The following is a 14,466-nucleotide window of genomic DNA, read 5'->3' on the forward strand; positions in this document are numbered from 1 at the left end:
CCCGAAGTGCTGACCGAACGATAAAGCGGGTTGAATTCGCCAAAACGCAAAGTAAGCCCTAAACCTGCACCGGTAAAAGTTGTGCCAAGGTTTCCGTAAGCGTTTCCGGCAACATCAAACCAGTCTTTTCTGAAAAAAAGTTTGTCGTAATTGGCTGCTAAATTCACACCCAAGTTATTTTTGATCTGATATTGCCAGCCCTGCGGTTTGTAAAATCCCAACAGATTATGGATAAACTCTTGCGCTTGCCTTCCCAAAGCTGCCGGCCCGGTTACGCCAACTTGCAAACCTAATTTCAGCGCACTTTCGTTTTTATAAAGATATTGCAACGTGCTTCCAACATACAAATATCCTGCAAAAGGACGATCAACATACCGCGCAGCCGGAATAAAAGCTGATTGTGCATTGTACATTTTTTGCCCGGCCTCGAAGCCTAAAACTTTACCAAACAGGTTTGCTTTTGTGGTATCGGTTTGCAAAGCGTGGCGGAAATAAATAAACAAGCCGTTGGTGTAATATCGGTCTGAACCTTGTGCCAGGTAAGCATCGTTATCGGTTTGAAAACCTACTTCGTTTTGAAAGTTCCGTTGTTGGGCTTGCGAAAAAATGCACGATAAAAGAAGTATGGAGAATAAAAATCGAAATTTCATTAGCTTTATAAAGCCTAAACATAAGAAAAGCCGGAGTATTAAATCGCGCTTTATAAACTTTTACTTTTTACTGAAAAAACACTTTTTATTTTGATTATTGTTAAAGTATTGACTTCAGCGGAATTTATTTAATACATTAAAATAAAGTAACCATGAAAAAACTAAAAGCTTTTCTACTTGCAACTTTTGTGCTAACTGCAACTGTTAGTACGTTAAAAGCACAGCATCAAAAATCGTCTGTACTATCAGATGTTTTTATCGAAAAACTGTTGACAGAAAGAAAATTTGTTTTTACCACTTATTTTATCGGTGAAGATTTTACAGGAAGACCATTACTTTCACCGGATTATAATTTTAGTGTTTCTGATAATAAAATTTTTGCAGAATTACCGTATGTTGGCTCTTCGTATGGAAATATAAGCTTTACAAGCTTTGCGCCGTATCTCAAATTAAATTCCACCAACTATTATTATAAAGCATTGGCTTATGGTAATGAGGTTTGGCAAGTGTTAATCAAGCCTTTAGATAAGAAACAAGTTAAGGCAATAGTACTTGATATAACAAAAAATGGTTATGCCAGCTTAAATATTGTGAATAATAAGGGCAAAACAATTACTTATAACGGTAGTATTAATTCACTTTAGAGGCTGAAAAACACAAAAATGGCGGAATTACTTTATCAATTGAAGTAATTCCGCCGTTCTATTTTCTTCGATCAAAAAAATTTTACTGTTAATTCAACACTGCTTTCACATCTTCCCGCACCGTTAAATCAACCGCGTTTTCCACTTTTTGCGGCATTAAAGCCAAGTCAATCACTTCTTTCATTTCCGAAACGTAATGGAATTTCATATTGGTAATATAGGATTCCTTGATCTCCAGAATATCTTTTTGATTGGATTTGGACAAGATGATTTCTTTGATATTTGCCCTTTTTGCCGCTAATATTTTCTCTTTGATGCCGCCTACCGGCAACACTTTTCCACGAAGCGTGATCTCGCCGGTCATGGCCAAATGTTCTTTTACTTTACGCTGAGTGAAAGCTGAAACTAAAGCCGTTAACATCGTGATTCCTGCTGATGGGCCGTCTTTCGGTGTTGCGCCGGCCGGAACATGCACATGTACGTCCCATTGGTCAAACAAACGGACATCAATGTTAAAATCTTTTGCATGTGCCCGCAGGTAAGCCAAAGCAATGGTAACGGATTCTTTCATTACGTCGCCCAAACTTCCGGTCAAGGTTAAACGGCCTTTTCCCGGGCTTAAACTCGCTTCGATAAACAGGATATCACCGCCAACTTGTGTCCAAGCCAAGCCCGTAACCACGCCAGCAAAGTTGTTGTTTTCGTAACTGTCTTTATCAAATAAAGGCGCGCCGAGGATTTTTTCCACGTCTTCTTTGGCAATGGCAGCGGAATAAGTTTCTTCCATCGCAATGCTTTTTGCAATGCCGCGCACCAAAGAACCGATCTTTTTTTCCAGGTTGCGCACACCGGATTCGCGGGTATAATCTTCTACTACTTTTTCCAGCACGTTATTTTTGATGGATACATCTTTCGGTTTTAAACCGTGCGCCTCGCGTTGTTTTGGCAACAAATGCTGGCGTGCAATTTCTACTTTTTCTTCAATGGTATAACCGTTTACTTCGATAATTTCCATCCGGTCTAATAAAGCAGGCTGAATGGTGCTTAAAGAATTGGCCGTTGCGATAAACATTACGTTGGAAAGGTCAAAATCCATCTCCACATAATGGTCGTAAAAGTTGCTGTTTTGTTCCGGGTCGAGCACTTCCAACAAAGCCGATGATGGGTCGCCGCGGAAATCGTTTCCAACTTTATCAATCTCATCCAAAATAAAAACCGGGTTGGAAGCGCCTGCTTTTTTTATGGACTGAATGATACGGCCTGGCATTGCGCCAATATAAGTTTTACGGTGTCCGCGGATTTCGGCTTCATCACGGATTCCGCCCAAAGCCATGCGCACATATTTTCGGCCTAAAGCACGCGCAATAGATTTTCCAAGTGAAGTTTTACCAACTCCCGGCGGGCCAACCAAACATAAAATTGGCGCTTTCATGTTGTGCTTCAACTTCAACACAGCCAAATATTCGATTATGCGCTGTTTAACTTTTTCTAAACCAAAATGGTCTTTGTCCAGCACTTTCTGCGCGCGTTTTAAGTCGAAATTATCTTTGGTAAATTCATTCCAGGGAAGTTCGGTGAGCAGTTCCAAATAATTAATTTGTACCGAATAATCGGCAGCGGCAGGATTAATCCGCGCCAGCTTGGCCAACTCATTGTTAAAATGGGTTGCTACTTCTTTTGACCACTTCTTTTTGCTGCCTTTAGTGCGCAGGTTGTCCACTTCCATATCCGGCGAATTGCCGCCCAATTCTTCCTGAATGGTTTTAAGCTGCTGGTTCAAAAAGTAATCGCGCTGCTGCTTGTCCAAATCAACCCGCACTTTAGATTGGATTTGGTTTTTCAGTTCCAGCATCTGCAAATCAACCGTTAAATGCTCCAGCACCATCCGCGCACGCTCGTACAAGTTGGGCACTTCCAGCATGTGCTGCTTCACGGCCATCGCAGCATTCATGTTAGAAGAAATAAAATTGATCAGAAAAGAAGTACTTTCGATATTTTTAATGGCGATACTTGCTTCGGAAGGCATGTTTGGCGAAAGCTGCACAATGTTCATCGCCATGTCTTTGATGGATGAAACCATCGCTTTAAACTCCTTGTTCTCAGTCGCTTTTATTTCTTTAAAAGGCTCGATGGCAGCTTTGATATAAGGCTCGCTTTGCACTTGTTCTTTTAAAGTGAAACGTTTTTTGCCCTGGATAATAACCGTGGTGTTGCCATCGGGCATTTGCAAAACCTTAATGATCAGTGCCATTGTACCAACCTGGTTCAATTGCTCGTAGGTCGGGTCTTCAATGCTCGTGTCTTTTTGCGCAACTACGCCAATAATCTTTTTTCCTTTGTTGGCATCTTTAATCAGTTTGATGGATTTATCGCGGCCAACCGTAATCGGAATAACAACACCGGGAAACAAAACCGTATTACGAAGCGGCAATATTGGCAGTACTTCCGGCACGAGTTCGTTGTTCATTTCTTCTTCGTCTTCTGATGACATTAAAGGAAAAAATTCGGATTCTTCATTAATGATAGGCAATGCATTATTAAAATCGAATGGATCAAAACTCATTTATAACCGTATTTAAACGCCAAACTGGCAGTTGTATTTATTTATTGAATAGAAATTTGGGTAACACATAACTGTTTCAAGAGCTGTGCCAAGCTGTTTTTACCGGCATAAAATAAAATTCGGGCAGCCTTTTTTTCACGCAAACCCAAAGCCGAAGTTAAAGCAATTGACGCTAAAAAACATATGGTAAAAGAAGCATTGGCAATTTGTGTTTACAATTTAAAGGATTGCTGTATCTTTAGCGCCGCGATGAACACAAATTTTGTTATAGCCATAGACGGGTATTCTTCTTGCGGAAAAAGCACTTTGGCGAAGGCATTGGCAAAGAAACTCAACTTTATTTATGTGGACAGTGGCTCAATGTACCGCGCCGTAACGTTGTATTTTCTTCGGAATAATGTAGATGTTAACGATCCGGAACAGGTTGAAAAAGCACTGAAAAACATCAATCTCAACTTTAATTCGCGGGATTACGAAACGCACATTATGCTGAACAATGAAGAAGTTTCGGACGAGATCAGGCAGATGCCGGTTTCTAAAAACGTGAGCGCGGTTTCGGCAATTCGGCAAGTACGCCGCGAAATGGTAAAACAGCAGCAGCGCATGGGCAAATCAAAAAACATTGTGATGGACGGCCGCGATATTGGTACGGCTGTTTTTAAAAACGCACAATTAAAGTTGTTTATGACGGCCGATCCGAAAATCCGGGCAGAAAGGCGTTACAAAGAACTGAAAGAAAAAGGCCAGGAAATCTCGCTGCACGAAGTTTTTGACAACATTGCCGATCGGGATTACCAGGACACGACCCGAACTGAAAGCCCGCTTATTCGTGCCGATGATGCTGTGATTCTGGACAATACCAATCTCTCCCCGGAACAACAATTAAATTTTGCTTTGGAAAAGGTGAATGCACTGAGGAATCAGAAAGTTTAGATTAGCTGTCAGCAATCAATTTTCAGCGATCAGCCTTCGACCATGAACAATTAGCCATGAACTATACCAATTTTTATACGATAAAAGAAGCATCAATAATTACAGTTCAAATTTAAAAAGCTGCAGATTATTCAACCAACTCATACTGCTTTGCAGGAATCCCGAACCGGTTTAAAAAATCAACACCTTCATCATTGGCAAAACCTTTGTAAGCCGCATAAGAATTTTGGTAAAACACAGCCGCAATCCCTGCCGAAAAAATTAAACGCGCACAAGCCAAACAAGGCGAAAGTGTAACATACAAAGTTGCACCTTGCAAATTAGCGCCATTTTTTACGGCATATAAAATGGCATTTTGTTCTGCATGCAAAGCTAAAGAACAACTTCCCCGGGCATCGCGGGCGCAACCTTGCTCCGGCCATTCTTCGTCGCAATTGTGGGTTCCGGCTGGCGGGCCGTTATAACCGATGGAAATAATGCGGGTATCTTTGGTCAGCACCGCGCCAACCTGTGCTTTTACGCAATGCGAGCGAAAAGCCAGGTCGGTAGCCAGGTGCATAAAAATGGCATCGAAGCTTTTTTTAGGCATAAAAAATTAGTGTCCGCCTGCTGCTTCAACCTGGTTCATGTCAATTCCTTGTTTCTTCAGTTCCGTCCCTACCCTTACAGCAAAGAAAGCGATGTAAGCAAAACAGATAACCGGGATGATGTAAGAAATATGAATGCCTGCCGTATCGGCCAAAATCCCCTGCACTGGTGGGATAACTGATCCGCCTAAAATCATCATGATTAAAAATGCAGAACCTTGGCTGGTATATTTGTCCAAACCGGCAAGAGCCAATGAAAATATACTTGGCCACATAATGGAACAGCATAAACCGCCGCTTAAAAAAGCATAAATGGCAATTTGTCCGGTGGTCAATAAACCAACAATCATGGCAAACATGCCCAGCAAACCGAAAATCATTAATACACGTGTTGGTTTTTCCTGGCCCATAAAGAAAGCAACGATCAATACAACTACGCAAATTGAATACAAATACAGGTTGCCGACATCAGTTCCGGATAAATGGTTGAACAACAAGATCACGCCGAAAGCAATAAAAGGTACGATGACCGTTAAAATATTTTTTGTTGATTTAGATAATTTAAAAGCACTGATCGCACCAGTCCAGCGTCCAATCATCAAACTTCCCCAATACAGTGAAATATAAGGTTTGATGGCAGAATCTGCGTAGCCGCCAAAAGCAGGCAGTTTTAACAACGCGCCCATATTGCTTTGGGTGCTTACTTCAACCCCAACATAAGTAAAAATAGCAATCATGCCTAAAATCAGTTGCGGGTATTGCATCGCCCCCCAGGAATCAGGGTTGTTTTTGGGTGCCAACAACACATAAATAAGTGATAAAAGAATCACGGCCAAGGCACCATAAATAAAATAAGAATTGCTTAAGCCCGTTAATTTTTCAAGTGGGTTGGCAACCAAAACCAACAGAAAACCTAACGTAATCAGCAGCAACGGCCTGTTAGAACTTGTGCTGGCTTCCACACTTTCGGTACTGTTGATTTCGGGCAGGTTAGAAAACCGGTAAAAAAGTGCCACAGCCAAAAATAATCCCGCCAAAATAAAATACAAATTATTAACCGATGTAATGCTCACTGTACTTTGATCGCTGCCTTGAGATGAACCAAAAAGAACCAAACTAACCACAATCGGTCCCAATAGTCCGCCAAAATTATTAACACCGCCGGCAAAGTTTAACCGGTGCGAACCACTTTCGGGTGGGCCTAAAGCAATAACAAATGGATTGGCAGCCGTTTGCTGCAACGAAAAACCAACCGCTACCACAAAAAATGAACTCAGGATAAAAGCAAAATGGCCGTTGTTGATGGCGGGGACCATCGCCAGCGCACCGACTGTAGAAATAAGCAAACCATAAACAATACCGTTTTTATAACCAATTTTATTCAGCAAATCTACTTTGGTAAGCTGGGAAACAAAGTACAAAATCAGGGAACCAATAAAATAACCGCCATAAAAAGTAAAATCAATCAGTTGGGATTCAAACTGTGTAAGGTGAAAATGGGTTTTGCAAAAAGGGATGAATACACCGTTGGAAGCAGCCAAAAACCCCCAGAAAAAGAAAACGGTAATTAAAGAGTACAGAGCGGAAGCATAACTTTTAGTTTTAGACTGATCCATCAGGTGTTAAATAAGTTGGTTAGTAATTATCCGGAATAAAATTTTTCACGAACTTAATAGAAATTTTATAAATATCAACCTGTAATTTTAGTGTTACCGGCCATATTGCTGCTGCATTAGTGCTTTAAATAATAAAATTGCATATTCGCGTTTACCTTGCTAAAAATAAAACTATATAAGCTGCGTAAATGATTGAAGCTGTCATTTCAGGTATCGGGATCGGACTTGTGTTAACCTTTATTACCGGGCCTAACTTCTTCGCACTCATTAAATCGAGTATAGAAAGTGGATTTCATGCCGGCGTAGCATTGGCCTTGGGCGTGGTTTCGAGCGATGTGGTGTTTGTGGGCGGGATTATTTTTGGTTCGCAACTGTTTGAAATCCCGCCCCAGGCAAAAGTCTGGTTGGGTGTGGGCGGCAGCATCATCCTGTTTTGTATTGGCGTTTATTATTTGCTAAAAAAAGCAGACGTTAGCTTTAATACCAACACGCCTGCCCGGGTTAACCGCGCCGGTTACTTTTTTAAAGGATTTTTGATGTGCATTTTTAACCCTACCATTTTATTTCATTGGATAACCGTAATCGGTACGGCAAGTACAGTTTATCATGCAGGTATCCCACACAGGCAACTAAAATTGGTGATTATGTTTTTCACCATCCTGCTGGTACAGTTTGGCATGGATACGATCAAAGCTTTTTATGCGAATAAATTACGCGATAAGATTTCGGTAAAATTGGTGCACCGCTTAAATTATGTGGCCGGTATCGCGCTGATTATTGCTGCTTTTATCATCCTCGACCGGTTGGTTACGCACTTTGTTTTTTCGGGAATGCCTTCCACTAACTGATGCTTCTTTTATCGGCATAAATTCATTAAACATATACAACAAAAAAGGCGCGGATTTCTCAAACCTCGCACCTCAAACCTCACTCCTCAAACCACAACTACGTATAAGCCCGCTGGTTTTTCCCTTGCATCCAGTTTTGAAATGCTTTGTTTACCACCTTATTTCCACCTGGCGTTGGGTAGTTGCCGGAGAAATACCAGTCGCCCAAATGTTCGGGGCAGGCTTTGTGCAGGTTGTCCAAAGTTTGGTAAATCACTTCAACTTCAGCTTTGATACTGTTTGGGGTGATGATTTCGGCAATCCGGTCAGAAATCTGTTCATCGGTAAAAGGCGCGTAGATGGCTTTCACGTAGTTTTCCACCTGCTCTTTCGGCAAATGTTCGCTTTCCACGCACTTTTCGTACACGTCATAAAACACGTTTTCCATGCCGCGGTCTTTCAATAAACTGATGGCTGCTTCAAAAGCAACAAACTCGCTCATCCGCGACATATCAATTCCGTAACAATCCGGGTAACGGATTTGCGGCGCCGAAGAAACCACAATCACTTTTTTCGGCCCTAAACGGTCAATAATCTTCAAAATACTTTGCTTCAAAGTGGTGCCGCGAACGATCGAATCGTCTAGCACAACCAGTGTATCTTTGCCATTCTTGATTAATCCGTAAGTGGTATCGTAAACATGCGCCACCATTTCTGATCGGTCTGCATCCTGCGTGATAAACGTACGCAGCTTTACGTCTTTTATCGCCAGTTTTTCTACCCGTGGGTAAATGTTCAGCACACGTTCCAGTTCTTCATCCGTAATTTTATCTTTCCGGTTCAGCAACTGTTCGCGCTGGTAGGATTTGATGTATTTGTGGATGCCTTCCACCATCCCGTAAAAAGCAACCTCGGCCGTATTTGGGATGTAGGAAAAAACGGTGTTTTCCAGGTCGTAATCTACCGCTTCCAGAATTTGCTTGCACAACAAACGGCCCAACTGCTTGCGTTCGCGGTAAATTGAAGCATCACTTCCCCGCGAAAAATAAATACGCTCAAAAGAACACGATTTTTTTTCGGTCGGTTCCCGGAATTGTTTTTGGCTGATGTGCCCATCTTTTTTTATCACCAGCGCGTGACCGGGTTTTATTTCTTTGATGTCCTCAATCGGAACGTTAAATGCCGTTTGGATGGCTGGGCGTTCGGAAGCAGCTACCACCACTTCATCATTGATGTAATAAAAAGCAGGACGAATACCGGCCGGGTCGCGCATCACAAAAGCATCGCCATGGCCTAAAATCCCGGCAATGGTATAACCGCCGTCCCATGATTTTGCAGATTTCTTCAGAATTTTTGCCACGTCCAAATCGTTGGCAATCAGTTTGGTAATCTCTACGTTATCATCTAAACCTTCGCGTTTGTACTGGTCGAACAAACCCTGCACTTCACTATCCAAAAAATGGCCGATCTTTTCTAAAACCGTAACGGTGTCTAATTTTTCTTTCGGATGCTGGCCCAAATCAAACAATTGCTGCAACAGTTCTTCCGTATTCGTCATGTTGAAATTACCGGCAATCACCAAATTCCTGGTCATCCAGTTGTTTTGGCGGAGAAAAGGATGGCAGTTTTCGATACTGTTTTTACCATGCGTTCCGTAACGCAGATGGCCCAGCAACACTTCGCCGGTAAAACTCATGTGCTCTTTCAGCCAGTCGGCATCGTGGAATTGCTCCGGATATTCTTTCTGGATGTCGGCAAATTTTTTTTGGATGTATTCAAAAATATCGGCAACTGCATTTTTTGCCATCGAACGGTGGCGGCTGATGTAACGGTTTCCGGGCGCAACATCCAATTTGATGGTGGCCACACCAGCGCCGTCCTGGCCGCGGTTATTTTGTTTTTCCATCAGCAAATACAACTTATTTAAGCCGTAAAGTGAAGTGCCGTATTTTTTTTGATAATATGAAAGGGGCTTTAACAGGCGGATAAAGGCAACACCGCACTCGTGTTTAATCTGATCGCTCATGATTCCTATTGAGCTACAAAAATAAGCCTTATAATCTAAAACTTGCTTTTATTTTTAGGCAGGTTATCCACAACGCGACAATTGTTACTTCCAAATGATGCTTCTTTTACCGCAATAAATTTGCTAAAAGCGATGGAAAAATCCCCAGTAAAATTACGAGCGCACTCATCAAACCAATCAATATCAGTAAAGTTGCGGATGGATTTTCGATGGCTGTTTCTGTCTGAGCGGATGTTTTCAGAAACAAATTCAACGGAATCTTGAAATAGTAAAACAGCGAAACAACGGTGGTAACGGCTCCGGTGATGAGCAAAGCCAGCAGCCAAACATTGTGGTTTTGGCGATAAACATCAATCACCGACGAGAAAACCAGCACTTTACCGTTGAATCCGGCAGAAACAGGCAAACCAATCAGCGAGATCAGCAAAACCACAAAACAAACGCCGGCAAAAGGATGTGCTTTGCCCCGGCCGCGCAAATCTTCTACTGAAAGCATACTGTTTTTACCGGCATAAAAACTGCAAAGCATCAACGCGCCGATGTTGGCAAAAGCATAAACAATCAAGTAGAAAAGCAATGCTGAAATGCCTTGCTGCGAGAAAGTTACCAAAGCCATCAGCCCAAAACCGGTATGGCCGATGGACGAATAAGCCAGCATTCGTTTGATGTTGGTTTGAACGATGGCGGCAAAATTTCCGGCAATCAACGTGATGATGCTGATGACGGAAAAGAACAGGCGGAAATCGAAAGTGGTCCATTTTCCGAAGAAAACAAAAGGCGTTAAACAATTGGTGAGCAAGGCAAAACCGGCAATTTTGGTTAAGGTGGAAAGAAAAGCAACCACCGGCGTTGCGGCACCTTCGTAAACATCGGGCACCCAAAAGTGCATCGGCACAAAAGAAAGTTTAAAACCGATGCCAGCCAGCACCAAAATAATGCCCAAAGAAACCGGAACGGGATGAACGCGTATCAATCCATCCAAAAAATGCCCGTTAAAAATGTCTAACTGCCCGGTCGCGGCGTACAATAACGACATGCCATAAAGCATTACTGCCGAAGCTGCAAAGCCAAACAACACATATTTTAAACCGGATTCTACCGCAAACCGGTTTTCGGTTTGATAAGCCACCAACAAAAAAGAGCCGATGGAAACGGTTTCAACTGCCAGATAAATCATTAGTAAATTGACGGACATCGCCATTAAATGCAAACCGAAAACAACGGCAATTAAGATGGCGTACAAATCGCTTAAACCTTTTTTATGAGACTTTAAAGATTGATCCAACGGAATGTAAACAACGATGAGAAAGGCCAGCACTTCAAAAATCAGCTTAAAAACAATAGAAACATGGTGTAAAAGAAGCATGTTGCTGAACAAAAACTTCGGGCCGGAAAGCACGAGATACAATTGCTGCACATCCCGCTGAAAAACGAAGACCAAACCGAACAATGTGAGCAACTGGCAAAAACGGCCGGCATCTTTTTTCAAGGCCAAACCCAAAATTATGACCAGTAAAAACAGTATGGCCAAAGCGGTTTCGGGCACAAAATAAGTGATACTTTGCAGGATGTTGTTTAATTGTTCGGTGATAGAGATCGGGCTTTCGTTCATATGGTTATCTGAATAAATGAACCAAAGCCAAAACCGAATCGTTGATTTTGGAGAAAACCAGCGAAGGAAAAATACCGATGACCAAAGCCATCAAAGCCAGCGGAATTAAAGCTGATTTTTCGCGAAAGTTGACGTCGGTTAATGCTGCGCGCCAAGTTTCGCCGCCGGATAACCGCGTTTCGCCAAAAAACATACGTTGTAAAGTCCACAGAAAATAAGCGGCACTTAACAAGATCCCGACGGAACCGCAAATGGCCATCCAACTGGGCAGCAAACCGTTGACGGAAGCAGAAGTAAAAGCGCCGATCAGCGAAAAAGCTTCGCCCATAAAAGCAGAAAAGCCCGGCAAACCGAGTGAGGCAAAAAAAGCAATTAGCACAAAAACGGTGAATTGCGGCATCAGCGAAGCCAAGCCCCGAAAATTATAAATGTAACGATCATGTACGCGGGTATAAATGACGCCGACCAAAAAGAACAGCATGGCCGAAAGAAAACCGTGGCTTAACATTTGCATTACGGCGCCGCTGATGCCTTCGGTGGTTTGGGAAGCCATCCCCAGCAACACAAAACCCATGTGCGAAACGGAAGAATAGGCAATCAAACGCTTCAAGTCGGTCTGAGCCAGTGCATTCAACGCGCCGTATAAAATAGAAATTACGCCAAGCAAACCGAGCCAGAAAGCACCTGCCGTTGCCACTTCCGGGAAAATACTGAAGCAAATTCGCAAAATGCCGTATCCGCCAACCTTTAACAAAACGCCGGCAAGAATAATGGAAACGGCGGTTGGCGCTTCCACGTGTGCATCGGGCAGCCAGGTGTGCAGCGGAACAACAGGAACTTTGATGGCAAAAGCGATAAACAGCACCACAAAAGCCAGTGAACGTGCCGGTAAGCCAAATAAAGTTTGATGGGCGGAAAAGATGGAACCTTGTGCATAATTTGCCGGGTTCATCATGTGAATGATGTTGAAGGTATGGTTTCCGGTGGTGGGATCGGTTACAGAAAAGTACAGGCCGATCATCACCAGCAACATAAAAACTGAGCCGAACAACGTATAAAGGAAAAATTTGATAGCTGCATATTCCCGCCGCACGCCGCCCCACATACCAATCAAAAAGTAAAGCGGCAGGAGCATCAACTCGTAAAAAATGTAAAACAGGAAGAAATCCAACGCACAAAAAACGCCGATCACGGCCATGTCCAGCAATAAAAACAAGGCAAAAAAACCTTTTAAATTGGTTTTGATTTCCCAGGAAGCCAGCACGGCAACTGCCATAACGATGGACGACATGAAGAGCAGACCGATGGAAAGTCCGTCAACCCCAACAAAATAATCAATTTGCATATTGCCGAGCGAACCTAAACTGAGGCTGATCCAGTTTGCTTTTTCGGCAAACTGGTATTGTTCCGCATGATTTATGCCACTAAAAGAAGCACCGGTTTGGAAATGAAAATACAGCCATCCGCTTAGAAAAACCTGAACTAAAGTTGCAGCCAAAGCCACATATTTAAAACTGTTGCGCAAAGAAACAGGCAGTAAAAGAAGCACCAGCCCAAACAGTAAAGGCGTAAAAATGAGCAGTGTAAGTATGTGGTCCATCAACCTAAATCAACGTTTTAAAAAGGTAAATACTTAGAATAACCAGCAGCATCCCGAGCAAATATTGCTGCACTTTTCCAGTTTGAAAACTTCGGGCAAAACTACCAATATCGCGGACACGGAAGGCGATAAAATTTACCAAACCATCAATTAAGTATCTGTCCATCCATTTACTAATGACAGCTAAAAGAAGACCGGTTTTGGCCAGCAGGTTTACAAATCCATCAATCACCAAACGGTCAAAAGCGTATAATTTTTGGCTGATCCAAACTACTGTTTTTACCACATCATTTCCATAAAACCGGTCAATATACCATTGATTGTAAGACAAGCGGAACAGGAAACTGCTTTCGGGAAACCAATTTATGCTTTGCTTTACATATTTCAAATAAGCCAAATAAACCACCAAAATGGCAATGATATTGACGGCAGCAGGAATGACAGTGTGGTACAGGTTTTCGCGTTCGAAGTAATCGGCCGTGAGGAAACCTTTAAAAAGCCAGCTTTGTTCGTACAATAACGGGTTGAGCGAAAAAACAGGATACAAAGAAAACAGTGCTAAAAACAGCATCGGCCAGATGAAGAATTTGTTTTCTTTGGAGAGATGTAAGTCGAAAGTTGGAACTATTTTTTTCAATTTTGATTCTCCCCAAAAAACTTTAAACATGAATCGGGCAATGTAAAAAGCGGTAAGCCAACTGGTGATCAGGATGGAAATCGGGATGATTTTGTAGAAAATTGACCTTTCTTCTGCCCATTCAAAAGCTTGGATCAAAATACCGTCTTTAGATAAATAACCGGAAGTGAGCGGCAAACCGATCAAAGCCAGCGCGGCAACGATGCAGGTAGCAAAAGTAACCGGCAAAGCTTTGCGCAAACCGCCCATGTTTAAAATGTTTTGCGGATCAATTTCTAAATGAAATTTTTCTTTTAAATGCTGCATTTCGTGAATAATCACTCCGGCTGACAGAAACAAAAGGCACTTAAAAAAAGCATGTGTGGTTAGATGAAACAAAGCCGAAGCATAAGCGCCCATGCCCATCGCGGCAACCATAAAACCCAACTGCGAAATGGTAGAAAAAGCGAGGATTTTTTTGAGGTCATTTTGCGTGAGGGCAATCGTTGCCGCCATAAAAGCGGTAAAAGTGCCGGTTAGGGTGATGACCAGTTTTACATCCGCATTAAAAACCGGATAAACACGCGCCAGCAAAAAAACACCGGCAGCTACCATTGTTGCGGCATGAATTAAGGCCGAAACAGAAGTTGGACCTTCCATGGCATCCGGCAGCCAGGTGTGCAAAGGAAATTGCGCCGATTTGGCAATTGCGCCAAGAAAAAAACATAATCCGGCAATAGTTAGCCAGATTCCTGATAATCCTTGTGTAGAAGTAAAGTTGTTTGGATGACC

Annotated in this window: 11 protein-coding genes and 1 pseudogene; 4 read left to right on the forward strand and 8 right to left on the reverse strand. The window is 42.5% G+C overall.

All coding sequences use genetic code 11. The features are described 5' to 3' along the window. Positions 1-650: lipid A deacylase LpxR family protein (locus tag Q0192_RS00040; protein ID WP_299284189.1), on the reverse strand; the 650-nt coding region annotated here is incomplete at its 3' end. A 152-nt stretch (positions 651-802) separates the two neighbouring features. On the opposite strand from Q0192_RS00040, the gene Q0192_RS00045 reads away from it, so the two are divergent. Continuing rightward, a complete protein-coding gene (locus Q0192_RS00045; RefSeq protein ID WP_299284192.1) occupies positions 803-1,294 on the forward strand; it encodes a DUF4251 domain-containing protein in 492 nt (163 codons plus the stop codon). Positions 1,295-1,382: 88 nt separating this feature from the next. On the opposite strand, the gene lon is transcribed toward Q0192_RS00045, so the two are convergent. Further along, positions 1,383-3,857 carry an endopeptidase La gene (gene lon, locus Q0192_RS00050; RefSeq protein WP_299284195.1) on the reverse strand — a complete coding sequence of 825 codons (2,475 nt, stop codon included), beginning with the start codon at positions 3,855-3,857 and terminating at the stop codon, positions 1,383-1,385. A gap of 249 nt (positions 3,858-4,106) precedes the next feature. Here lon and cmk point away from each other — a divergent pair, with 249 nt between their 5' ends. Continuing rightward, on the forward strand, positions 4,107-4,790 hold the full coding sequence (gene cmk, locus Q0192_RS00055; protein ID WP_299284198.1) for a (d)CMP kinase: 684 nt from the start codon (positions 4,107-4,109) through the stop codon (positions 4,788-4,790). 127 nt (positions 4,791-4,917) lie between these two features. Here the strand turns inward: cmk and Q0192_RS00060 are convergent, their stop codons facing one another. Together Q0192_RS00060 and Q0192_RS00065 are read right to left on the reverse strand one after the other, a co-directional pair. Then, the gene (locus tag Q0192_RS00060) at positions 4,918-5,379 is read right to left on the reverse strand and encodes a dCMP deaminase family protein (RefSeq protein WP_299284201.1); all 462 of its coding nucleotides are present in this window, start codon (positions 5,377-5,379) and stop codon (positions 4,918-4,920) included. Between the two features lie 6 nt (positions 5,380-5,385). Beyond that, on the reverse strand, positions 5,386-6,993 hold the full coding sequence (locus Q0192_RS00065) for an MFS transporter (protein WP_299284204.1): 1,608 nt from the start codon (positions 6,991-6,993) through the stop codon (positions 5,386-5,388). Between the two features lie 188 nt (positions 6,994-7,181). On the opposite strand from Q0192_RS00065, the gene Q0192_RS00070 reads away from it, so the two are divergent. Further along, a complete protein-coding gene (locus Q0192_RS00070) occupies positions 7,182-7,841 on the forward strand; it encodes a LysE family transporter (protein ID WP_299284207.1) in 660 nt (219 codons plus the stop codon). 97 nt (positions 7,842-7,938) lie between these two features. Here the strand turns inward: Q0192_RS00070 and Q0192_RS00075 are convergent, their stop codons facing one another. The 3 genes from Q0192_RS00075 to Q0192_RS00085 form a co-directional block, all read right to left on the reverse strand. Beyond that, positions 7,939-9,846, reverse strand: a complete 1,908-nt coding sequence (locus tag Q0192_RS00075) for a class II glutamine amidotransferase (RefSeq protein WP_299284210.1) — start codon at positions 9,844-9,846, stop codon at positions 7,939-7,941. A 106-nt stretch (positions 9,847-9,952) separates the two neighbouring features. Next, positions 9,953-11,458 (reverse strand): NADH-quinone oxidoreductase subunit N, encoded by a 1,506-nt coding sequence (locus Q0192_RS00080; protein ID WP_299284213.1) that lies wholly within the window; start codon positions 11,456-11,458, stop codon positions 9,953-9,955. 4 nt (positions 11,459-11,462) lie between these two features. Beyond that, positions 11,463-13,058 carry an NADH-quinone oxidoreductase subunit M gene (locus tag Q0192_RS00085; RefSeq protein ID WP_299284215.1) on the reverse strand — a complete coding sequence of 532 codons (1,596 nt, stop codon included), beginning with the start codon at positions 13,056-13,058 and terminating at the stop codon, positions 11,463-11,465. 82 nt (positions 13,059-13,140) lie between these two features. On the opposite strand from Q0192_RS00085, the gene Q0192_RS18680 reads away from it, so the two are divergent. Further along, a complete protein-coding gene (locus Q0192_RS18680; protein WP_366518122.1) occupies positions 13,141-13,212 on the forward strand; it encodes a hypothetical protein in 72 nt (23 codons plus the stop codon). Positions 13,213-13,866: 654 nt separating this feature from the next. Here Q0192_RS18680 and Q0192_RS18685 read toward each other — a convergent pair. Further along, a pseudogene (locus Q0192_RS18685) lies at positions 13,867-14,424 on the reverse strand (proton-conducting transporter membrane subunit); the annotation flags it as partial. Positions 14,425-14,466 lie beyond the last annotated feature (42 nt).

The organism is uncultured Mucilaginibacter sp. (assembly GCF_937859865.1).
Classification (GTDB): domain Bacteria; phylum Bacteroidota; class Bacteroidia; order Sphingobacteriales; family Sphingobacteriaceae; genus Mucilaginibacter_A.